Raw genomic sequence first — 20,199 nt, 5'->3', positions numbered from 1 at the left:
GAAAAAAGAGCCAAGATTCTAAAATTAGAACCTGGCTCTCTCTCCATTATGAATTAAAATTATTCTTTCGGCGCAATCATTTTCTTCGGATCTACAATTTCATCAAACTGTTCTTCCGTTAATAATCCTGATTGTAATGCTGCTTCTTTTAACGTTAATCCCTCTTTATGAGCATGTTTAGCAATTTCCGCTGCATTTTCATAGCCAATATGTGGATTTAACGCTGTAACAAGCATTAAAGAACGATTTACATTTTGGTTAATCACTTCTTTATTTGCTTCGATACCAACCGCACATTTATCATTGAACGAAACTGTTGCATCAGCTAATAAACGAGCAGATTGTAAGAAATTATATGCAATTACTGGCTTAAATACGTTTAACTCAAAGTTACCTTGGCTCGCCGCAAATCCAATTGTTGCGTCATTTCCCATAACTTGCGCTGCAACCATTGTTAATGCTTCACTTTGCGTTGGATTTACTTTACCTGGCATAATAGAGCTTCCTGGCTCATTCGCAGGAATAATAATTTCACCGAGACCACTACGTGGACCGCTCGCAAGCCAACGTACATCATTAGCAATCTTCATTAAATCAGCTGCTAATGCTTTTAATGCACCATGTGCAAACACAACTTCATCATGACTCGTTAATGCATGAAACTTATTCGGTGCAGACACGAATTGTTTTCCTGTAAACTGACTAATTTCCTCTGCGACCATCTCACCAAATTTAGGATGAGCATTAATTCCTGTTCCAACTGCAGTACCACCAATCGCAAGTTCTTTCATATATGTATTGCTATCCGCAATCATACGCTCTGTTTTTTCAAGCATACGATGCCAACCGCTAATTTCCTGTCCTAGCGTTAAAGGCGTTGCATCTTGCAGATGCGTACGACCAATTTTAATAATATTTTGAAACTCATTTACTTTTTTCTCTAATGTTACTTTTAATTTTGTAATTGCCGGTAACACTTGGTTTTCCACCGCAATCACACATGCAACGTGAAGTGCTGTCGGAAATGTATCATTTGAACTTTGAGACATGTTTACATCATCATTTGGATGAATATGTACATCAAGCCCTTTTCCCTTTAAAATTTGATTCCCCCGGTTTGCGATTACCTCATTCACATTCATATTTGATTGTGTACCGCTACCTGTTTGCCATACAACAAGTGGGAAATGTTCATTCCATTTTCCTGCTAGGATTTCATCCGCTGCTTCTACAATCGCCTGCGCTTTTTCTTCTGATAACTTCCCTAGTTTCTGGTTACTAATCGCAGCACTTTTCTTTAAAATTGCAAATGCTTGTACAATTTCAATCGGCATATGCTCCGTTCCAATCGGAAAGTTTTCTTTACTGCGTTGTGTTTGCGCTGCCCATAATTTATCAGCTGGAACTTTCATTTCTCCTAATGTATCTCTTTCAATTCTGTACTCCATGTTTTCATCCCCTTGAAAATATAATAGCTACGCTTTTATTGTAACAGACTTCCCTTCTAATGATAAGGATTCTCACTCTCGTTTATTCATAATTCTATATTTAAAAAATTATATTTCAGATGAATCGGGAGATAAAAACCAACCAGAAACGCCAATCGCAATTAATACGATATAAAAAATAGCTTTCCACGTAACCGATTGGGGAAAATCCTTATTAATTATTCCACCCATAGGATGTGCTAGCGTTGAAATAATAAGTTTCACACCGACCCACCCAACAATCATAAAAGCTGCCGTTTCAAGACCTGGTCTTTCACGCAATATCTTCACGAAATAAGTAGCTGCAAATCGCATAATAATTAAACCAATCATTCCACCAGTTAAAATAACGAAAAATCTCCCTGCGTCAAGGCCACCTATCATTCCTTTATTCAAGGGTGTAATTGTCAGTGTAAGGGCCACTGCTGCTAAAATCGAATCAATCGCAAATGCAGTATCTGTAACCTCTACTTTCAGAACTGTTAGCCAAAAACCACTTTTCTTTTTTGGAGTATTTTCTTCAATCTTTTTTTCGTGATCTCCGTACTTTTCTCTTTGCCACTTCTTTTTTCGATATACTTTAACCAAACTTCTAGCAGAGAGAAACAATAAATAAATTGCACCAATCGCTTGCATCTGCCATACATTCACAAGAAATGAAATTAAAAATAATGACCCAAATCGAAATATGAATGCTCCGAATAATCCATAAAATAAAGCCTTTTTTCTATCATCTTCAGGTAAATGTTTAACCATAATAGCAAGTACAAGAGCATTATCTGCAGATAAAACTCCTTCTAATGCAATAAGAATTAATATAACTCCCCCATACTCCAGCAGTAATGATTCAGTCATATTTCTCCTCCTGTTTTTGATACTATATATTTTGCTTTTTGATAAGGGAAATATACTAATCTCATTAGAAACTGAACAACCCGTAAGTTCTAATCGAACTTACGGGTTAACTTCGTACTATACGATGAAGAATTGTCATCTTCTATAGAAATTAAAAATCTCTAATACACCAATGGAAGGGATGATTTTATATTATGACACTTGCTTCCCTTTTTCAGCATCATCAACATACCAAATGAATTTCCCTGTATATCCGTATATAACTGCCAATGCTAATGATACAAAGCTCATCCACATGAATGGAATGTATGATAATGTTGCGACTCCTAATATACCAGCCATGTAAATCCCATTATCAGACCATGGAACCATACCTGAAGTTAGCGTTCCACCCACTTCTGAGTTACGAGCCAATATACGACGATCGAGCTTTAATTTATCATAGCTGTCTTGCATAATTTTTGGAGTTAAAATAAGTGATACGTACATTGCGCAGCCGAATACGTTTGCCAGGAAAGCGACGATTAATGTGGACAGTGTTACATTTCCTGCAGAGTTTAGTTTCTTCTGAAATTTTGATACGATTACTTTTAAAACACCGAGTTTTTCAAGTAACCCTCCGAAACCTAATCCAAAAATAATAACTGCTACTGAACCAAGCATACCATTGATTCCACCGCGATTTAGCAACTTATCAATGAAGTCCACACCTGATTCAATAGAAAAACCGTTATATGCTGTTCCAATTGCCTCTCCAAAGTGCATACCTTGGAACAGAGTTGCCCAAACTGCACCGAGAAGCGCTCCCATTGCAATTGTTGGCATTGATGGTTTTTTCATTGCTAATAGTGCGATGACAATAACTGCTGGTACAAGCATCCATATTTTAATATCAAATTGCTTTAATAAAGCTTCTTTTAAAAATTCCACTTTGTTTAAATCAACATTATCTCCACCATACATCCATCCGGCAACTGTAAACATAATACCGGTAATAATATATGCTGGTACATCTAATACAAGCATAGCTCGAACATGTGCAATAACATCTACTTTTGCCATTGAAGCAGCAAGTACCGTACTATCAGAAAGCGGAGATAACTTGTCTCCAAAGTATGCCCCTGAAAGTACTGCTCCAGCAACTAGTGGAAGCGGTAAACCAAGACCTTCACCGATTGCCATCATGGCAATACCAGCTGTACCAACTGTTCCCCATGATGTACCTGTTGCAATGGAAGTAATTGAGCAAATAATTAAGGTTGCTAATAAAAATACACTCGGATGAATAAATTCTAATCCGTAGTAGATCAATGTCGGTACAACACCGCCAGCAATCCATGTCCCAATTAATGCTCCTACAGCAACTAAGATGAGAACAGCTTCTAATCCGTTGGAAATTCCTTTTGTAATTGCATCTTGCAATTCTTGATAACGAAACCCTAACCTTAGTCCAAGCGCAATTACTAAAAACCATGAAATAAATAGCGCTAGTTGAATCGGCAAATTAAAGATCGTTTGAAAGGAAAAGACAACAGCAAGAAATAGTAATAAAAGAATAATGATTTCTGGAATTGATGGTAATCTTACACTTTTCATTTGCTTCTCTCCTTACAAGTCGATAACATGATGTATGTCGCCTAATATGTACTTTTGTATATAATGCACAAAGACAAACTATAATTTTCATATTATTCCGATTTGTTTTTTTAGTATAATAAATATACACCTTTTCTATTGTAAAAGTAGAGCGGACATTTCGCAATGAAAATTATAAAAAATATTGTATTTTTATTTATAAGAAAGTCTAAAAAATAGATTTTAAAATAGAAATATACGTAATTTAAAACACTTTTTTATCTAAAGTGAAACCATATGTACAACAATTATTCCATTTTTCCCTTTTCTAACATTGTTATTTTAGAATGATGCACGTCAAAAAATAATATATATGGATAAATAGAAATATCCGCGCTATATTATTATAGTTGCCATTCTTAAAAATTCATCCGCAATCAAAATACCCACTAAAATCTAATTTGCTCAGCAGGTTTAACATGAGCGAACCATTGTCCAATTACTTGGTTATGATGATCGATAATTTGGGATGCAGATAAGATTGTGGAGTCGTATGTACTATGTCCATCTTCTACAAGAGTAAGATCATATCCAAGACTATAAGCACGTCTACATGTTGCATCCACACAAATCTCAGATTGAATTCCTGTCACTACAATTTGTGTTATATTTCTTTCGTCTAGCTCCTGTTGCAGATTCGTTCTATGAAATGAATCTGGGTGATTTTTCTTAAGAACAATATCCTCTGCTAATGGAGCTATAGATTTATGAATCCCCCAACCTAAAGTCTTTGGTTCAAGTGGTGAACCAGTTTCCCCATTATACTTCATATAAAAAATAGGTGCTTGAGCAGATCGAGCTTTTGAAATTAACAACTGAATATTTTCTAACAATTCCTTTCCTTTATATAAAGGTTGCTTCTCTTGAAAAGAACCTGTTTGTACATCAATAATGAGTAATGCTGCACAATCTCTTCTCATAAAAAATACCTCCAAAACATTTCTTTCTAATACAATTTCTAAACATGTTCACTTAAAAAACTCCCATTTTTAAGTGTGTCCAAAATATATGATTCGATTACTCATCATTACAAAACGAAATTAGCATTTGAATGATAGCGTTGCATTTCATATCTGAGTTTTTAATAAGAAATGATCCCCATACATAAACCGATCCCCTTCTTAAGAATCTCTAATTTTCTATAAGACAAGCAAAAAACATTCATCCCTAATACTTAGGGATGAATGTTTTTTTACGACTATCAAGATTTCTTGATAGTCGTAAAGCTATAAAAATCCAAATAACATGGATAATGAATGACGTAATATAAACTAATGTACAAAGTCTTTCTTTTTAAAATCATACAAACTTAATACGAGAAAAAGTGCAAAGTGTACAAACGAGATGCCTACTCCTAAAAGCACACCATCATGATTCAAAATTTTCTCATGAAACTTTGTATAACCAAAGATGAAATATGGAATAACAGATAACGCTTCTGTATACATGGATTTCTAACTAAATTACTCTATTTCTATTCTGCATTTAAAATTATGACTCTTCCAAATACCATTGAGCTAATGATTACCTCAATCCATTACTGCCGCAAAGCGTCATATACATACGGGTCTTTTGGTTTTTCAATTTTTTCAACTTTACTTACTTTCACAAGCGGAAACAATGTTCCTTTATATGTTGTTTCATCTAGTAATCCCGTTATTTTGACCCATGTCTCTTCTGGGAACTGTTTGATTTCCTCACCAGATACAATCATTCCCCATACTGAAGCGTCTGCAATACAACATGTAATACCATACCTGGCAACTACTGTTTTATCTCCTTTTACTTCTTTATCGTTATAAATAAAACCTGTAATTGTAATTTGTTTCCCTTTAAACCCAAGAACATCTTTTCCGATTATATTCATTGTTTGAATATAGTTTTTATCATCTATTTGTATTTCCTTCTGGTTCATTATCGTTTTCTCTAACTGTTCTGGTGACTGTTCTGATGTAGGTAGATTTTGAATTGGCTCTTCTTCTTGATCAACTAATAATTCTTTCCAATCAGAACTGATCTGTTTCGTTTGTGGTACTTTCTGCTCTACACTTTTTGCCTGTGCACTCTGATTCATTCCCCTGTTCGCTGCGAGACTACCATTAATTGTTACGTTGGAAAATAAAAACGCACTTACAATCGGAATAACAAACAGTGCATATAGAAGAACAATCTTCATTCTTGATTTTGGTAGTACATGATGCTCACAACAATGACAGTCCTTTTCTTTTTCTTCTCCATTTTCCCATACTTGTAAGCACCCTAGAAGCAGAAATACAGCAAAAGCCACATATGTAAACTTCGTCATTTTGGGAGCAATAAAGTGATCAATATTTCCTGTTACAAGCAGTTTAAATAACAGCATCGCTAAACCGATTAAAATAATGCCGCGGATATAACGATGAAATACTTTTCGTTCTTGATTACTCATTTTTCTCCCCCCTAATCACATTACCAACTGAACAACAACATACACAGACATAATTACACTCCCAATCAAAAAGAATACAAATTTATTTTTGAAATAAGCAAATAACATAAACGTATTTTTAAAATCAAGCATTGGACCGAATACAAGAAATGCTAACAATGCTTTGATTGAAAATATATGTCCAAAAGATGCAGCAATAAAAGCGTCTGCAGCAGAGCAAAGAGATAACACGTAACCAAATCCCATCATCACTAATGGTGAAAACATCTCACTATGTGCTATTACATCAAGCGCATTCCGATCTAAAAACGTTTGAAATATACTTGCCAAACAAGCACCCATCAATAAATATTTTCCCGTATCAAAAAACTCATCAACTGTATGACTGGCAACATCTTTCCAGCTCTTTTGGTTATTTTCATGTGCCGAGATAGTGGTGTCTTTTAAAACATTTTTCCCACGATAGCAATAATACACAGCAATTCCAATTAGAAGGGCAACAAGAACTGTTATTCCAAAACGAGCATATATAACAGCGGTATTTGTTTGAAATGCATAAAATGTTGATAAAAATACAATCGGATTCATAATTGGAGCACTTACTAAAATGACAATACCGATATGAAGAGGTAACCCTTTTTGAATGAGCCTTCTAACGATAGGTATGATGACACATTCACACATCGGAAATATAATGCCTACAAAGACAGCTGGAATCATCGCTACAATAGGAGATTTAGGTAATACCTTTTGAATCATATCTTCCGTAACAAACACTTGAATAATAGATGAGACGATAACACCTAATAAAATAAACGGTACTGCTTCAAAAAAAATACTTAAGAAAATTGTATTCACATTCAGCCATTCTTTCGGAATACTCTTATGTAAATTTGCTAAGTTTGTGAAATCTACAAAAAATAATAAAAAAAGAAAAATAGCAATGAGAAGTGTACCAATTAACTCCTTTGATATTCTATTAAAAACCAAATTCCTCGCCTCCACTTTATTCATATTTAAACGTATGCTTGTCCTCTTTTTCTATGACAATTCCCAAACATTTTTCACATTTCATTTCTATTCACAAATCGTAATCATTATGATTTATTCTTGCATTTCTTTTTAAAGTCATTTATCATAAAACGTAATGATTACGATTTAAGGAGAGGAATATACAATGAAAAAAGTACCCATTACCGTATTAAGTGGTTTTTTAGGTTCTGGAAAAACAACATTATTGAATCATATTTTGACAAATAGAGAAGGCTTAAAAGTAGCTGTCATTGTAAATGATATGAGCGAAGTAAATATTGACGCCGCACTTGTGAAACAAGGAGGCTTTTCTCGTACAGAAGAAAAATTAGTAGAAATTCAAAATGGCTGTATCTGTTGCACACTTCGAGAAGATTTAATCATTGAAGTAAACCGTCTTGTAGAGGCAGGGGATATTGACTATATTGTGATTGAATCTTCCGGCATTAGTGAACCTATCCCTGTTGCACAAACATTTACGTATATAAATGAGGCACTAGGAATTGATTTAACGAACAAATGTCGCCTTGATACAATGGTTACCGTAGTCGATGCAAACCGATTTTGGGATGATTTTGCAGCTGGTGAAAGTTTACTAGATCGAAAGCAAGCAATTGATGAAACAGGTACTCGAGAAGTTATCGATCTACTAATTGATCAGATTGAATTTGCAAATGTTATTCTTTTGAACAAAGTGGATTTACTAGAAAAAGAAGATAGTATGGAACTCTATCGCCTCTTACAAAAATTAAATCCTGGAGCAAAAATCATTGAATCTTCATTTAGCGTGGTTCCACTAGATGAAATTTTAAATACAAATTTATTTAACTATGATGAAGCAAGTCAAGCAGCTGGTTGGATTCAGGAGTTAAATAGCGAACACCATACACCAGAAACAGAAGAATACGGCATTAGTTCCTTTGTTTATCGCCGCAAACGTCCATTTCATCCTGTTCGACTTATGAATTGGTTACAAAAATGGCCATTAGATATTGTAAGAGCGAAAGGTTTTTTCTGGCTTGCATCTCGTAATCACATGATGGGGCTTCTCTCTCAAGCTGGCTCTTCCATTACCATTCAAGGAGCTGGTGAATGGGTTGCAACATTACCTGCAGCTGAGCAACAGCAAATACTTAGGGAAGAACCAGAAGTCTTAAAAAATTGGGATGATCAATATGGGGATCGAATAACAGAACTAGTCTTTATTGGTGTTGAAATGAATCAATATGAAATTGAACGCTCTTTGGATACATGCTTATTAACCGGGGAAGAAATGAATCAGGAGTGGGATGATTTTGTTGATCCAATTCCCCCTTTTACCGTTGTCTCATAATACAAAATTCACAAGATTACTAACTATAAAGTGATTTCAAAAACAAGATGGCTTCCTCAAAAGGTTACCATCTTGCTTTCGTTTATCATTCAGATTTGTGAGGCTTATTTATTACATTAGCCCATATAACAAGTACAATTGTACTTATAACAACAAAAATCCCATACCCAACCCCTGCAGCATCACCAATTGATTCTAGTCCAAATGGTAACAGAGCGGTAGTAATTCCTATTACGTAAGAAAAAATCCCAGATATTTTTGCAAGTTTCTCTTTATCCCCCACGAAAGTCTCTTCTTGGTATCCTGCAATGAGAAATAATCGCTTTTTTATATGAATTTGGTATCCCATAATAATGATTAACATGCCTACAAGAAAACTGATTATAAATCCACCGATCATCAAATCCCTCCTTTACAATATTTTACCATAATTATAACTATTACATGTCTATCTTTAATATTAAAAAATTCTGTTTATTTTTAATATTACTCGTGATATATTACATATTGTATTCAATATTTCAATTAGATTTTCTTTCTGAAAGGAGGACCCAGCTATGGATTCAGGAAGATTGAAAGGCATTATTATGGTCATTACAGGTGCTAGTTTATGGGGATTATCCGGGACCGCTGCACAACAACTGTTTCAACAAGAAAATGTTTCTACAGAATGGTTAGTTACAATTCGATTACTTATATCCGGAATTATTTTGCTCTTATTCTCCTCATTTGGCAGTAAAAAATCAGAAGTACTTGGCATTTGGAAGCAAAAAGCCGAGGCAAACAAAATAATTCTGTTTGGATTGTTAGGTATGCTGGCTGTACAATATACCTATTTTGCTTCTATTCAGGAAGGAAATGCTGCAGTCGCAACATTGTTACAATATTTAGCACCAATATTTATAACTGTTTACCTTATCTTTAAATGGAATATTCGTCCTACTAAAATCGATTTTATTTCTATCGTACTATCTTTAATCGGGACCTTTTTCTTGCTAACGAATGGATCCATTGATAATTTAGCTGTTTCAACACCAGCTATCGTTTGGGGCATTTTATCCGGTTTATCACTAGCATTCTATAGCCTTTATTCAAAGGAATTATTAGAGAAATGGTCTTCATCTGTCATTGTTGGATGGGGGATGATTATTGGAGGAGTTGGTGTAACCGTCTTACATTTTCTCTCCACGAACGAGTTTATCTTATTATCTGGCATGAAATATTTTCAGCCTAACAATCTTTTTCTCATTACATTCGTTGTTATTTTCGGCACACTCATCGCATTTTATTTATATTTAGACAGCATACGATATCTTACACCGAAAGAAACTACATTATTTGGTTGTACAGAACCACTTGCAGCTATCATTTCTTCTATTCTCATTTTGCATGTTCCGTTTCAATCATTTCAATTTTTAGGCGCTCTTTGTATTATTGTAATGGTACTTGTACTAAGCCAAAAGCCAGATGAAGGAAAACCGAAACTACGACTTGCCGTTACGAAAAAACAAAACATAAAATGAAAGGAACTGTTCGATCATGCCTATTCCTCAAAACTATCGAAAGCAAGAAAGAGTATCTGCTAAATCCCTCGTTTTAAATCAACTACAAGATTGGATTATTGAAGGTGTTTTACAACCTGATGAAAAGATTAATGATGGAGAGCTAGCTGAAGCTTTAGGTGTGAGCAGAACACCGGTTAGAGAAGCACTGCAAGTGTTAGAACTTTCAGGACTGGTCGAGATGGTTCCAGGACAAAAAACAAAAATCGCCCCTATAAAATTAGAAGATGTATCTGTCATTTATGAAACGATCGCTGGTCTTCATACCATTATTGGAAAACAAGCAATTCATCAAATAAACGACACCGACCTGATAAGACTTTCTGAAATAAACGAGGCATTTCAAAATGCCATAGATGAAAAAAATTCAAAACAAGCATTAAACTTAGATATACAATTTCATAATACAATCGTATCAATCGCTAAGAATTCATATATCGAGCCTTTCTTAGCAAACATACAACTTCATGTGTTACGTCTTGAATACCTTTTTTTCCAAAACTTCATTCCTGCACGTAAATCGATTGAAGAGCACAATTTAATAATTGAGGCATTAAAAAACCAGGATGCAGCGCAAATAGAACAAATCATGTCTCAAAACTGGTTACGACCAATGAAAGAAATCCAAAAAATAATCTCTATGAAATAATGAAAAGAGCCGTTTACGTGTTCTCTCAACACAAACGGCTCTTCCTTTACAATTCTATATAACTATGCACGGATCTCGGCATATTTTTCAATGTCCCTATACTCTTTTTCTAGTTCCTCTAAAGAAAGCTCGTATAATTGTCGATCGAGAATTTTAAACACACCCGCCCCAATTAACTGATCAATTAACTGTCTCTTACGATTTTCAACAGCAAAACGAAGTTGACTACTCATCTTTTAAAAACTCCTTTCCACAATCGTTGAAAATGATAATCTCTATCAATTACCACTTTGATTATAAAAGATGATATTTTAGAAGTAAAGTAATATCATGAAATATTTACCTTACAAACTGTTTGTGGCCACATTATATATATGTATGTTTCCTAAGATGGTTTATGACACTTTTTATCATCTTTTTTCTTTCATACTTTGCAAAGTGGTTCTTTATGGATAGAGTCCCTCTCTATTTCTATTTGAATCGTAACATGCTCTACATGAAAACTGTCCTTCAATAAACGTGTTGCTTCTGCTAATACACTTTGTGCTTCCTCACCTTTTTCTATAACAAGATGACACGTTAAAACTTGAAAATCTGATGTAACCGACCATATGTGTAAATCGTGTACTTCTTTTACAATTGCAATGTTTAATAATGTATCTTTCACTTCTTCCACATCAATATATGAACGGTATCATGTGTTACACGCCAGCCACTTATAATGACTAAGATGGAAACGAGGATACTGGCAATTGGATCGGCAACTGTCTAGCCAAAAAATTTAATAAGTAGCGCTGCAATAATTGCCCCCACTGATCCTAATAAATCACCTAAGACATGCAAAAAAGCACTTCGTACATTTAAATTTCCTTTCACATCTCCGCCTCGCATTAAAATCCATGCTGACGTAATATTAATGAACAAACCGAAAACAGCAATCATTAACATGCCATTGCTTGCAATCTCTACTGGTTCATGAAAACGGCGAATTGCTTCGATAAAAATGTATATCGAGATAGCAATAAGAACGACACCATTGCACAATGTGGCTAATATTTCAATTCGCTTATACCCATATATTTTGTCTAAAGTCGCCTTTTTTTCTCCAATTTTAAAGGCAAGTAAACTTAAAGCAAGAGAGACTGCATCACTTAGCATATGCCCAGCATCTGATAAAAGTGCTAAACTATTCGTTACAAATCCACTAATAACCTCAGTAATCATAAAACTTGTCGTTAATATGAATACAACCATTAACGCTTTTTTATTTTGTGAATGACCATGATTATGTGAATGTCCCCTATAAATACCCCTTCAATAATAATTCCAGCATTCTATTATGCGACAAATATTACTAATTTATCATGATTTATCCATTTCAATTCATACACCACGAGTCACTCCTTTACTTAATTTCTTCGTGATTGTTAACACCAGTTCCTTGTTTCCCCGCAAAAAATATAACTATTTATTGTTTATAGTGGTTTCATGAAAAAGGACTGCCTTATGTAAATAAGACAGTCCTTACACCTATTACTTCTTCAAATCAATAATGATATCATCTAAAACAATATCTTTACTTTTTGCTTCTTTTTTAGGTACTTCAATCTTCTTCTCTTTTCCACCACTCATTTCTACCCCGCCATGGTTTTCAGGAGTATGAACTCGCAAATTAATCCGGGGAGTAATAATTAGTTTCGTTGCATTTTCATGTAGCTTTTGAAATGTATCACTCCAATGAATATTATAGGAATCCTTACCTGATCCACCATTTCCTTCTCCAGAATAATGATTACCTAAATCATCTTTAACTTCCAACTCAACATCTACAGCATCCCATTCCTTCCTTGTATTTTTAGAAACTTCTTGATTGTAATAAAGAATAAACGTTATCGGTGACACTGCCACCTTTTCCATATTTACTTTTACGCCTTCTTTTTCGGAACTTCCACTAATTATTTTTTCTTTACTATCCATTGCCTTTACAGTAAGAGCAAAATTCCAATTCCCTTTTATTTCTTTCTTTTTATCCGGTATTTCTATTTTGTCTATATTCCATCTAAGGTTTATTTTGTCTTTTTTATTACTGCTATGATGTGTCGTTGTCGCCATACCTACATACTTTTTATCTGCAACTTTAGAAATTTGAGAACTTCCTGTTCCTCCATCAGACCCCATTATATCTAACCCACCTAATATAATTGGGTCATCCCCTAAATCTTGCTCACTTTCCATTGAATATGTTATTGATACAGTTCGTCCATCAGAAATCACATCATTGATTGTTATTTTAATCCCATTACTTTCCCTCACCATATTTAACTCAGTAGAAAATTCTTTATAATTTTCATAAAGTCCCGTTCTACCATTATCTAAAAATCGAAAAATATTACCTACAATCGGAAGCCCTCCTGCATAAGTAGGAAATCCAATTCCAAGTGTTGCAACTGACAACCCTACTAAAATAGATGCAACAGCGACACCCTTTTTCCAGTTCTTCGTTTTTTTCTTTATATATATAGCCTGTTTTAAGTTACGTTTCACTTTTTCCTTTTCAAATTCATAAGCCTTCATTTCCTCTAATTCTTTTTCATCTATATCAATGTCATTTAACAGCTCGTAAATGTCTTTCATATTACACTACCTCCTAAACTAAGATTCGTAGCATTTTTTTGTAATTTCTTTTTCCCTCGATAAATCCGATTATCTATCGCCGCTCGCGTTAAACCGAGCTTTTCTCCTATTTCCTCCGTCTTTAACCCTAGAAGAAATTTCATGATAAAAATCTTTTGATCTATAGGCTCTAATTGATTAATTAACTTTATCAGTTCATCCCTATCTTCCATTATAATCAGTTCATCTTCTATCGATTTTCCTGTATTTACATCAAAATCATCTGAGGTAACCTCAACTTCCTTAATGGATTTTCTGTAGTAATCAATTGCTTTAAACTTAGCAACCGCTGCAATCCATTTCTTAAAATCTTCCGGCTCTCCATGAAACTTGTTTGCATTATTCCAAACTGAAAGAAAAATATCATTGATACATTCGTCTATAAGTCCATCATTTTTAAGCGGAATAAGAACCTTATGTACGATTGCTTTTATTAATGACAAATAAGTATCGACAATAAACTCTAACGCATCTTCTTTTTGTCGCTGCAGCCTTTTTATAAAATTTTTCTCATTTGATTTCATTTCGCAATTCCCCTTATTTTTTTGTAAAAGCTTTTACACCTTATATAACGTACAGGAAAATTTTTTCTCTCATATTTATAATCATTTTTTCATTTTCACAGAGTAAATGTGTTTCCACATATACAATAAACCTTCGATACACTAGAAATATACTGAAGGTTTGTTCGCATTGGATTATTTGAATTTTACGTTTATTCAAGAAAAAGAAAATAAGCTTAGAATAGATTTATCCTAAGCTCACTTTATGAAAAATATTAATTCGCATATTCTCTATTTTCTGTATCAATTGACCACCCAATGATAGTCGCACAATCTCTTCCCTTCCATTCAAGCACATTAGCTAATGCAGGTTCAATCTGAAGAGAATCTCCTTTATGCAGTACTTCAAGTAAAGATTGATCATCATCAAACGTTTGCTTATCACACTCTAACACACCGTCTGTCGCCAAAACAATATGATTCATTCCCTTCTCTAATCCACGAACCCCAGAAGTGAAGCAGGGCGAATTAGCAGCAAAAACATTTTTCCTTCCAATATATTCATAAAATTTACGTTTATTTAATCTCCCTTTTCCATTCTGTAATTGTTCCGAATGAAATAAATAAGCAAAGCACTCTCCTACTGATAACCAATATAAAAATTCACCTTTTCGTAAACAAATTAAGCACGCGAGTTCTTCATTCTCTTGTTCACATTTCTCAATAAATAACTCATCTGTAAATAACGCTAATAAATACATATGTGTATGATGAAACGCAAGATGAACTGGATATGAGAATAATTCTTGTAATTTCTCTTTTCTTTCAGAAATTGCTTCTATTATATAATGTATATTTTTCGTTTTATGATGAGCATCAAAGATCATAACAAATTCAAATTCTAATTGCGGATCCCACCAAGCTAGTACTGCATCTCCTCTTTCATACGCATCACTCTCTTGATTCCCGCCATATACACCAACTGAAAGAGGACCACATTTTTCAACATGTATTTGGTCTAAATACATCTTTTCATGACTAATCCATTTAAATGTATTCACTTCTATCATCCTCTCTCTTGCTATTTGTATGCCTTTACATTAAGAGTACCGTATATTTCAAGAAAAATAAACTTTTTCAATAATTTTTATGCAAATAAAGGAATTTACTTCTTGTAAAACGAATATATCGTATTGTAAGATATAAATAAAAAACGGAGGAATATTATCATTATGAAGAACATCAATCAAAATTGGGAAACCATTTATTATCATTTACGGTATGAATATGAAGATAATCTTTCTCACCAAGCCATTCGGATTCTTCAAATCATTTCCCGAGAAACGGAGACTACAATTGGTAAAGTTGCATCTGAATTAGGCTTATCTCATAATACAGCATCAGAGCATGTGAAACGCCTTATTCAAAAAAGATTCGTTATAAAGGAGCGAAATAAACAAGATGAACGAGTCGTTAATCTAACATTGACTACAGAAGGTAAGGAAGCGTTAACGAAACATACATTATTAGATGAAGAAAAATTAAAAATATTAGAATCTCAATTTTCAAAAGAAGAACAGCAATTAATCGAAAAGGCTTTTTCATTACTAGCAAAGGAGTCAAAATATGCATTTCCTCGTTAAAGTAATCGTTTCCGCCCTCATCATCGGTGGTGTAACTGAGTTTGCCAAACATTATAGTACAATTGGTGGTTTTATCGCTGCCCTTCCACTTATCAGTTTGCTTAGCTTGTTTTGGCTTTCATTTGAAGGTGGGAGCAAACAAGATTTAAGTCAATTTACTTTAGGAGTATTATACGGCTTTCCTGCATCAGCACTTCTATTATTTGTTGTTTATATTGGATTAAAAAATTCTTTTTCACTCAGTACCTCTGTACTATTCGGTGTAGGCATTTGGTGTATCGTATTTGCTTTTCAAAAAACATTTCAATCTTAGTGGAGGCTATTACCATGAATCGTTTTGTAAAAGTACGTGGAAAGAAAATAGAAGTTTGCACAATGGGAAATGGCTCTCAGACCGTTGTAATTCAAACAGGGATGGGATGTTCCTTTTATGATTGGTTCCAAATTGCAGAGAAACTTTCTTCAAATTATACCGTAGTTCTATTTCATCGCCCTGGTTATGGGAAAAGTGAACTTGGTAACGAACCACGTACAACACTACACGCAACAAAAGAATTACAGGAACTATTACATATGTTAGCTATTCGACAACCCATAATTTTAGTTGGTCATTCTTATGGAGGGTTATGTGCGCAACATTTTGCTATGGTACACCCCAATCAGTTAAAAGCTTTGATTCTTGTTGATTCTACTTCTGTAAACTTACATCGATTAGATGAACTGGATTTACCTACCTCTGATCAAACCGATTCGGATGATATATGGCTACAAAAATATAGGGATTATTCCAATATGAATGCAGAAGCACTTCGTGCAGAACTAGACTCTACATTAAATCAATACAGTCACTTGTCACCATATAAACAAAAACAATACGTGAAATTCCTTACATCACCTTTCTTATATAAGGCTACTACTTCTGAACTTTCAGAGTGGAAATCTTGTGCACATAGAATAAAACAACTTAGAGTCACATTAAAAACACCATTAATCGTCATTGGAAGAGATCCCAATCATTCTATCGGGCAAATGATTCAAGAGGGAATGCCTAATGAAGAAGCTAAAAAGCTTGAAAAAACATGGCAAGAACTTATTCAAGAACAACGTATGCTCTCCCAAAACAGCCGATATATTCTCGCTCAAAATGCTAGTCATGGAATCGAAAGTGATCGCCCTGATATCATAATTCAGGCAATCCATTCCTTCGAAGTAAGTGACGTACATGCCCCTGAAAACAATGAGCATTCTAGAATTAAATAAACATGCAAAAAAGAAAGCAGCCTTCACTGCTTTCTTGCCTTTTCATCTATTCATAATCTTCCTCGTCTTCATCACCATCATAATACGAGTTTCCATTATTCACATATATAGGTCCATTCGCAACATCAACACGAAGTACCCATGCCCAAGGTACAGCTAAGCGTTTATGTAATGCCCGCCAAAACCCTATTGACTTTCTTTCATACTCCTGGAACTCCTGAAGTATATCCTTGTAGGAGGAACCGTCTAGCTGAATATTTGCTTCTAGTAAACGAGAATAGGCATAGTGCTGTAATTCGAGTTCGGCAGCAACTTCCATCTCTTCTGGTGTTGCCATACCAATGATCGTTCCATCAGGTGGCACAATTTCATATACGTTATGAACTTCAATGAGCCCTTCTGGATGATCTACTAACCCCTTCTCTTTCTCAAACATGTAAACAGCCTCCTTTATCATGCATTTTTTTTATGTTACAAAAGCATACTTCTCTAACAAACCCGTTCTTTCCTGCTTTCTCGATAAAATTTTACAAATTATTCACATGATGACTTGTTTCTATATTTTAGTGCGCTCTTCTACTCTTGCAGTAGAAAGTAAACTCTCTTCATTAAAAGTCAATTTATATACATCTGGCATGTCGAGTGTTTTCCAAAAATGATAATCATATGTAGAATCAAAATAATTCATTATTAATACCATAATATTTCCATGGGTACCAACTACAATATTTTTCCCTTTATATTGTTTTAATATATTTTGAATACATGTAACACCACGCTTTTGTGCAATATTATTTGATTCCCCGCCTTTAAACGAGAAGATGGGATTCTCCCACACCTTCATAATTGCTTCCTCAAAATCTTCTACCGGTTCTTTACTTAGTAGTCTCTCACGCAATTCTTCTTCAATTTGTATTGGCAATTGGAATTGGTTTGCAACCCCTTGAACCGTTTGAATCGCTCTTTTGTATGGACTAGAGATTACAACATCAATTTTCTCTTCTTTTAATAACTCTGGCACACTTTGCGCATCATTCCGTCCTTTTTCGGATAATGGACGTTCTCTTTCTTCCGGTGTATATATAGAATGGGCGTGACGGACAAAATATATATGAGTCATGAAAATCCTCCTTTTATTTCCTCTTCTATCCCATTGATTCTATTAGATATAGACCAATTCCTTTCAATATTTTTTGCTGTATAACAAACAAAAGGCACTTCATGAAAAAAGCACCTTTTGTTTACATAATAAAATTATATTGTTATAACTTTTTTCTAAATTCCTCACTCATTACTACAGATCGAATAAAATAATCTAAGTTATTCTTAAGTTTTTGTAATTCCATAGAATCTAAATCATTAGACATAAAGACTATTTCAACCTTGTTTCCTTCTTTATCTGTACCATAAAAACTATTTGTCAATACAAATGGAGTTGAACCTCCTTTTTTACCAGCATGTTCATATATACTATCTCCAACAGTCCCATTAAAAATCTTCTCAATCTCATCTTGCATTGGCTTTGGAAAAGCAGTTCTATTATTGATTTTCCCTATTAGACTCATGTAGTCTTTTGCAGTTGCCCTTACTAGCCTATCAGACCAAATACGTTGAAATTCCATGTCAACTTTTAATGGTATATTGTGTTTTTTCCATTCCGCTTCATCTTTCATCCATTCATGTATTTTCAAAGCATGCTTTCTATATTCATCCATAGACATTTTACGTAACACTTCTAATGATTGATCTTTAGGTACATTCAGTTCTTTTTCTACATACCCTCTCATATATAAGGGGGATGTATATGGATAGAATGCATCATGGCTATTTAGCTCTAATTCTTTTAAGCTATTATTTATTCTTTCGAGTCCTAATTTTTCTAATAAATAGGTTGTATTTGCATTAGAACTAAAGTGAATCATACCTCGGGCTACTTCTTCTAAAGAAAGCTTTTCATTTTTTATTGCATTTCTTATTTTTGCATCCTCTAACCATGCCGGATGCGCTCCAGCATCTGTGTCTGGTACGTAGTATTTTTCTAAATCTTGTAATGGAATTTGCTCCTGTGGATTTATCTTTTCTTCTGAAACTTGTTTTGCAAATTCCACTGCTACTACTATTTTTGCCATACTTGCTAACGGTAGTTTTTTATTCTCATTCACAGTAGCTAAAATTTCACCATTTCTTCTAATCATTAATGAACATGTTTGCTCATTCTTATGCTCTTTTATGTAATCTAGCACATAGTTTGGATCTTCTTTTGAATAGTAATATTCCATAATCGCTAAAATCGCTATGATGATTGCTATAATAATAAAAATACTCCATCCTATAACCTTTAACACCTTCACTATATTGCTCCCCCTAACAAAATACCTTTTTATCAATATATTCATTATATCAAATATACAAGGGGGTTTTATGTAAAAAAATCCAGTATTTTGCTAGAAACACACAAATGAAATAGCCCTCACTCAAGAACAAGGGCTACTCTATCTCACACGAAGTCACCTCTCCGTTTAATACAACCACTATATCAGACCGCTGTTCATCCGTAAAACGCTTTAAATTAGGTGGTCCAATCACAACAGATTCTTTAATAGGTGCAAGATCCTTAGCTAAATGTTCAGCATTAACACCGTAAGCGACTTGGAATACTTCTGGTGGGGTCATTCTAAGGACATCTGAACCCTCAGCTGTTTCAAATTGATCATTATTGAAGAAGAGATGTAAATGGGCTTCTTCTGATACAGCCGTAATCCAGTGCCACCAACCCATTGGAATAAATACCGTTTGCCCAGCTTTCGCTCGATAATTTTGCAGTTGATTCGTTTCTGGATTTAAAATAGAAGTAATTGCTTCTCCAGAAACGATGACATCTAATTCCCAAGCGTTTGGATGCCAATGTGGTTCCCTCATATGACCTTTCGTCATAAAAAGATCGACAAACGCTCCTCCAATCATTGCTGGTAATTGTGTTGAAGTCACTTCATAAGCAATATTTTTATCATCTCGTTTAAAAAATATATTTTCCCGTGAGTCAAAGAAAAGATTTGGTGTCCCAGAACTTTTCTTTAAGTTTTTATTATCTGGAACATATCCTGAATTAGCCATTCGATCCCTCTTTTCTATTCCCAAC

At 34.2% G+C, this 20,199-nt stretch carries 22 protein-coding genes and 1 pseudogene; 6 read left to right on the top strand and 17 right to left on the bottom strand.

Features of this window, described 5'->3' with window-relative positions; all coding sequences use genetic code 11:
- Positions 1–59: 59 nt before the first annotated feature.
- The 7 genes from fumC to NSQ40_RS09060 all read right to left on the bottom strand — a co-directional run bounded on the left by fumC (position 60) and on the right by NSQ40_RS09060 (position 7,395).
- Entirely contained in the window at positions 60–1,448 is a 1,389-nt protein-coding gene (fumC, locus tag NSQ40_RS09090; RefSeq protein WP_341286095.1) for a class II fumarate hydratase, read from the bottom strand.
- A 108-nt stretch (positions 1,449–1,556) separates the two neighbouring features.
- Positions 1,557–2,342: a TerC family protein gene (locus tag NSQ40_RS09085; RefSeq protein WP_033797739.1), complete on the bottom strand. Its 786-nt coding sequence runs from the start codon at positions 2,340–2,342 to the stop codon at positions 1,557–1,559.
- A 192-nt stretch (positions 2,343–2,534) separates the two neighbouring features.
- Positions 2,535–3,938 (bottom strand): Na+/H+ antiporter NhaC, encoded by a 1,404-nt coding sequence (nhaC, locus tag NSQ40_RS09080; protein ID WP_341286094.1) that lies wholly within the window; start codon positions 3,936–3,938, stop codon positions 2,535–2,537.
- A 428-nt stretch (positions 3,939–4,366) separates the two neighbouring features.
- Positions 4,367–4,897, bottom strand: coding sequence for a cysteine hydrolase family protein (locus tag NSQ40_RS09075; RefSeq protein WP_003196613.1), 531 nt, complete (start codon positions 4,895–4,897; stop codon positions 4,367–4,369).
- A 351-nt stretch (positions 4,898–5,248) separates the two neighbouring features.
- The gene (locus NSQ40_RS09070) at positions 5,249–5,425 is read right to left on the bottom strand and encodes a hypothetical protein (protein ID WP_003206688.1); all 177 of its coding nucleotides are present in this window, start codon (positions 5,423–5,425) and stop codon (positions 5,249–5,251) included.
- A gap of 89 nt (positions 5,426–5,514) precedes the next feature.
- Positions 5,515–6,405: a TIGR03943 family putative permease subunit gene (locus tag NSQ40_RS09065; protein ID WP_003196609.1), complete on the bottom strand. Its 891-nt coding sequence runs from the start codon at positions 6,403–6,405 to the stop codon at positions 5,515–5,517.
- Between the two features lie 15 nt (positions 6,406–6,420).
- On the bottom strand, positions 6,421–7,395 hold the full coding sequence (locus NSQ40_RS09060; protein WP_033796029.1) for a permease: 975 nt from the start codon (positions 7,393–7,395) through the stop codon (positions 6,421–6,423).
- A gap of 187 nt (positions 7,396–7,582) precedes the next feature.
- Here NSQ40_RS09060 and NSQ40_RS09055 point away from each other — a divergent pair, with 187 nt between their 5' ends.
- Positions 7,583–8,770 carry a GTP-binding protein gene (locus NSQ40_RS09055; protein WP_341286093.1) on the top strand — a complete coding sequence of 396 codons (1,188 nt, stop codon included), beginning with the start codon at positions 7,583–7,585 and terminating at the stop codon, positions 8,768–8,770.
- Between the two features lie 85 nt (positions 8,771–8,855).
- Here NSQ40_RS09055 and NSQ40_RS09050 read toward each other — a convergent pair whose 3' ends face one another.
- Entirely contained in the window at positions 8,856–9,170 is a 315-nt protein-coding gene (locus NSQ40_RS09050; protein WP_003196606.1) for a DUF3784 domain-containing protein, read from the bottom strand.
- Positions 9,171–9,327: 157 nt separating this feature from the next.
- Here NSQ40_RS09050 and NSQ40_RS09045 point away from each other — a divergent pair, with 157 nt between their 5' ends.
- On the top strand, positions 9,328–10,293 hold the full coding sequence (locus NSQ40_RS09045; RefSeq protein WP_003196604.1) for a DMT family transporter: 966 nt from the start codon (positions 9,328–9,330) through the stop codon (positions 10,291–10,293).
- Positions 10,294–10,309: 16 nt separating this feature from the next.
- Positions 10,310–10,981: a GntR family transcriptional regulator gene (locus NSQ40_RS09040; RefSeq protein ID WP_003196602.1), complete on the top strand. Its 672-nt coding sequence runs from the start codon at positions 10,310–10,312 to the stop codon at positions 10,979–10,981.
- 62 nt (positions 10,982–11,043) lie between these two features.
- Here the strand turns inward: NSQ40_RS09040 and fbpA are convergent, their stop codons facing one another.
- From fbpA to NSQ40_RS09015, 5 genes and pseudogenes are all read right to left on the bottom strand, one after another.
- Positions 11,044–11,214: a Fur-regulated basic protein FbpA gene (gene fbpA, locus NSQ40_RS09035; protein WP_003196601.1), complete on the bottom strand. Its 171-nt coding sequence runs from the start codon at positions 11,212–11,214 to the stop codon at positions 11,044–11,046.
- A 191-nt stretch (positions 11,215–11,405) separates the two neighbouring features.
- Positions 11,406–12,235: pseudogene (locus tag NSQ40_RS09030) on the bottom strand (cation diffusion facilitator family transporter).
- A gap of 279 nt (positions 12,236–12,514) precedes the next feature.
- Positions 12,515–13,615: a DUF4179 domain-containing protein gene (locus tag NSQ40_RS09025; RefSeq protein ID WP_033796028.1), complete on the bottom strand. Its 1,101-nt coding sequence runs from the start codon at positions 13,613–13,615 to the stop codon at positions 12,515–12,517.
- Positions 13,612–14,178 carry a sigma-70 family RNA polymerase sigma factor gene (locus NSQ40_RS09020; RefSeq protein WP_003196592.1) on the bottom strand — a complete coding sequence of 189 codons (567 nt, stop codon included), beginning with the start codon at positions 14,176–14,178 and terminating at the stop codon, positions 13,612–13,614. Before NSQ40_RS09020 ends, NSQ40_RS09025 begins: the two co-directional genes overlap by 4 nt.
- A 254-nt stretch (positions 14,179–14,432) precedes the next feature.
- A complete protein-coding gene (locus tag NSQ40_RS09015) occupies positions 14,433–15,227 on the bottom strand; it encodes a protein phosphatase 2C domain-containing protein (RefSeq protein ID WP_003196590.1) in 795 nt (264 codons plus the stop codon).
- 162 nt (positions 15,228–15,389) lie between these two features.
- Here NSQ40_RS09015 and NSQ40_RS09010 point away from each other — a divergent pair, with 162 nt between their 5' ends.
- Genes NSQ40_RS09010 through NSQ40_RS09000 form a run of 3 tightly spaced genes read left to right on the top strand, consistent with a single transcriptional unit; the run spans position 15,390 to position 17,060 of the window.
- Positions 15,390–15,800 carry a MarR family winged helix-turn-helix transcriptional regulator gene (locus NSQ40_RS09010; protein WP_003196588.1) on the top strand — a complete coding sequence of 137 codons (411 nt, stop codon included), beginning with the start codon at positions 15,390–15,392 and terminating at the stop codon, positions 15,798–15,800.
- The gene (locus NSQ40_RS09005) at positions 15,784–16,113 is read left to right on the top strand and encodes a DUF3147 family protein (protein ID WP_018764360.1); all 330 of its coding nucleotides are present in this window, start codon (positions 15,784–15,786) and stop codon (positions 16,111–16,113) included. Before NSQ40_RS09010 ends, NSQ40_RS09005 begins: the two co-directional genes overlap by 17 nt.
- Before the next feature lie 14 nt (positions 16,114–16,127).
- A complete protein-coding gene (locus tag NSQ40_RS09000; protein ID WP_098716160.1) occupies positions 16,128–17,060 on the top strand; it encodes an alpha/beta hydrolase in 933 nt (310 codons plus the stop codon).
- Between the two features lie 46 nt (positions 17,061–17,106).
- Here NSQ40_RS09000 and NSQ40_RS08995 read toward each other — a convergent pair whose 3' ends face one another.
- From NSQ40_RS08995 to NSQ40_RS08980, 4 genes are all read right to left on the bottom strand, one after another.
- Positions 17,107–17,496, bottom strand: a complete 390-nt coding sequence (locus NSQ40_RS08995) for a hypothetical protein (RefSeq protein WP_041488385.1) — start codon at positions 17,494–17,496, stop codon at positions 17,107–17,109.
- 120 nt (positions 17,497–17,616) lie between these two features.
- Positions 17,617–18,180 carry a histidine phosphatase family protein gene (locus NSQ40_RS08990; protein ID WP_098716161.1) on the bottom strand — a complete coding sequence of 188 codons (564 nt, stop codon included), beginning with the start codon at positions 18,178–18,180 and terminating at the stop codon, positions 17,617–17,619.
- A gap of 142 nt (positions 18,181–18,322) precedes the next feature.
- Positions 18,323–19,411 (bottom strand): serine hydrolase, encoded by a 1,089-nt coding sequence (locus NSQ40_RS08985; RefSeq protein ID WP_003196578.1) that lies wholly within the window; start codon positions 19,409–19,411, stop codon positions 18,323–18,325.
- 136 nt (positions 19,412–19,547) lie between these two features.
- Positions 19,548–20,174 (bottom strand): cupin domain-containing protein, encoded by a 627-nt coding sequence (locus NSQ40_RS08980; RefSeq protein WP_003196576.1) that lies wholly within the window; start codon positions 20,172–20,174, stop codon positions 19,548–19,550.
- Positions 20,175–20,199: the final 25 nt, after the last annotated feature.

Origin of the sequence: Bacillus sp. FSL K6-6038 (assembly GCF_038050455.1) — a bacterium.
In the GTDB taxonomy this organism is placed as follows: domain Bacteria; phylum Bacillota; class Bacilli; order Bacillales; family Bacillaceae_G; genus Bacillus_A; species Bacillus_A pseudomycoides.
This window is presented reverse-complemented; position numbering and strand designations above follow the sequence as displayed.

What these genes read in the sequence shown, in the direction of transcription:
- fumC (WP_341286095.1), bottom strand. Translation starts at nt 1,448, where the DNA reads ATGGAGTACAGAATTGAAAGAGATACATTAGGAGAAATGAAAGTTCCA.
- NSQ40_RS09085 (WP_033797739.1), bottom strand. Translation starts at nt 2,342, where the DNA reads ATGACTGAATCATTACTGCTGGAGTATGGGGGAGTTATATTAATTCTT.
- nhaC (WP_341286094.1), bottom strand. Translation starts at nt 3,938, where the DNA reads ATGAAAAGTGTAAGATTACCATCAATTCCAGAAATCATTATTCTTTTA.
- NSQ40_RS09075 (WP_003196613.1), bottom strand. Translation starts at nt 4,897, where the DNA reads ATGAGAAGAGATTGTGCAGCATTACTCATTATTGATGTACAAACAGGT.
- NSQ40_RS09070 (WP_003206688.1), bottom strand. Translation starts at nt 5,425, where the DNA reads ATGTATACAGAAGCGTTATCTGTTATTCCATATTTCATCTTTGGTTAT.
- NSQ40_RS09065 (WP_003196609.1), bottom strand. Translation starts at nt 6,405, where the DNA reads ATGAGTAATCAAGAACGAAAAGTATTTCATCGTTATATCCGCGGCATT.
- NSQ40_RS09055 (WP_341286093.1), top strand. Translation starts at nt 7,583, where the DNA reads ATGAAAAAAGTACCCATTACCGTATTAAGTGGTTTTTTAGGTTCTGGA.
- NSQ40_RS09050 (WP_003196606.1), bottom strand. Translation starts at nt 9,170, where the DNA reads ATGATCGGTGGATTTATAATCAGTTTTCTTGTAGGCATGTTAATCATT.
- NSQ40_RS09045 (WP_003196604.1), top strand. Translation starts at nt 9,328, where the DNA reads ATGGATTCAGGAAGATTGAAAGGCATTATTATGGTCATTACAGGTGCT.
- NSQ40_RS09040 (WP_003196602.1), top strand. Translation starts at nt 10,310, where the DNA reads ATGCCTATTCCTCAAAACTATCGAAAGCAAGAAAGAGTATCTGCTAAA.
- fbpA (WP_003196601.1), bottom strand. Translation starts at nt 11,214, where the DNA reads ATGAGTAGTCAACTTCGTTTTGCTGTTGAAAATCGTAAGAGACAGTTA.
- NSQ40_RS09025 (WP_033796028.1), bottom strand. Translation starts at nt 13,615, where the DNA reads ATGAAAGACATTTACGAGCTGTTAAATGACATTGATATAGATGAAAAA.
- NSQ40_RS09020 (WP_003196592.1), bottom strand. Translation starts at nt 14,178, where the DNA reads ATGAAATCAAATGAGAAAAATTTTATAAAAAGGCTGCAGCGACAAAAA.
- NSQ40_RS09015 (WP_003196590.1), bottom strand. Translation starts at nt 15,227, where the DNA reads ATGATAGAAGTGAATACATTTAAATGGATTAGTCATGAAAAGATGTAT.
- NSQ40_RS09010 (WP_003196588.1), top strand. Translation starts at nt 15,390, where the DNA reads ATGAAGAACATCAATCAAAATTGGGAAACCATTTATTATCATTTACGG.
- NSQ40_RS09005 (WP_018764360.1), top strand. Translation starts at nt 15,784, where the DNA reads ATGCATTTCCTCGTTAAAGTAATCGTTTCCGCCCTCATCATCGGTGGT.
- NSQ40_RS09000 (WP_098716160.1), top strand. Translation starts at nt 16,128, where the DNA reads ATGAATCGTTTTGTAAAAGTACGTGGAAAGAAAATAGAAGTTTGCACA.
- NSQ40_RS08995 (WP_041488385.1), bottom strand. Translation starts at nt 17,496, where the DNA reads ATGTTTGAGAAAGAGAAGGGGTTAGTAGATCATCCAGAAGGGCTCATT.
- NSQ40_RS08990 (WP_098716161.1), bottom strand. Translation starts at nt 18,180, where the DNA reads ATGACTCATATATATTTTGTCCGTCACGCCCATTCTATATATACACCG.
- NSQ40_RS08980 (WP_003196576.1), bottom strand. Translation starts at nt 20,174, where the DNA reads ATGGCTAATTCAGGATATGTTCCAGATAATAAAAACTTAAAGAAAAGT.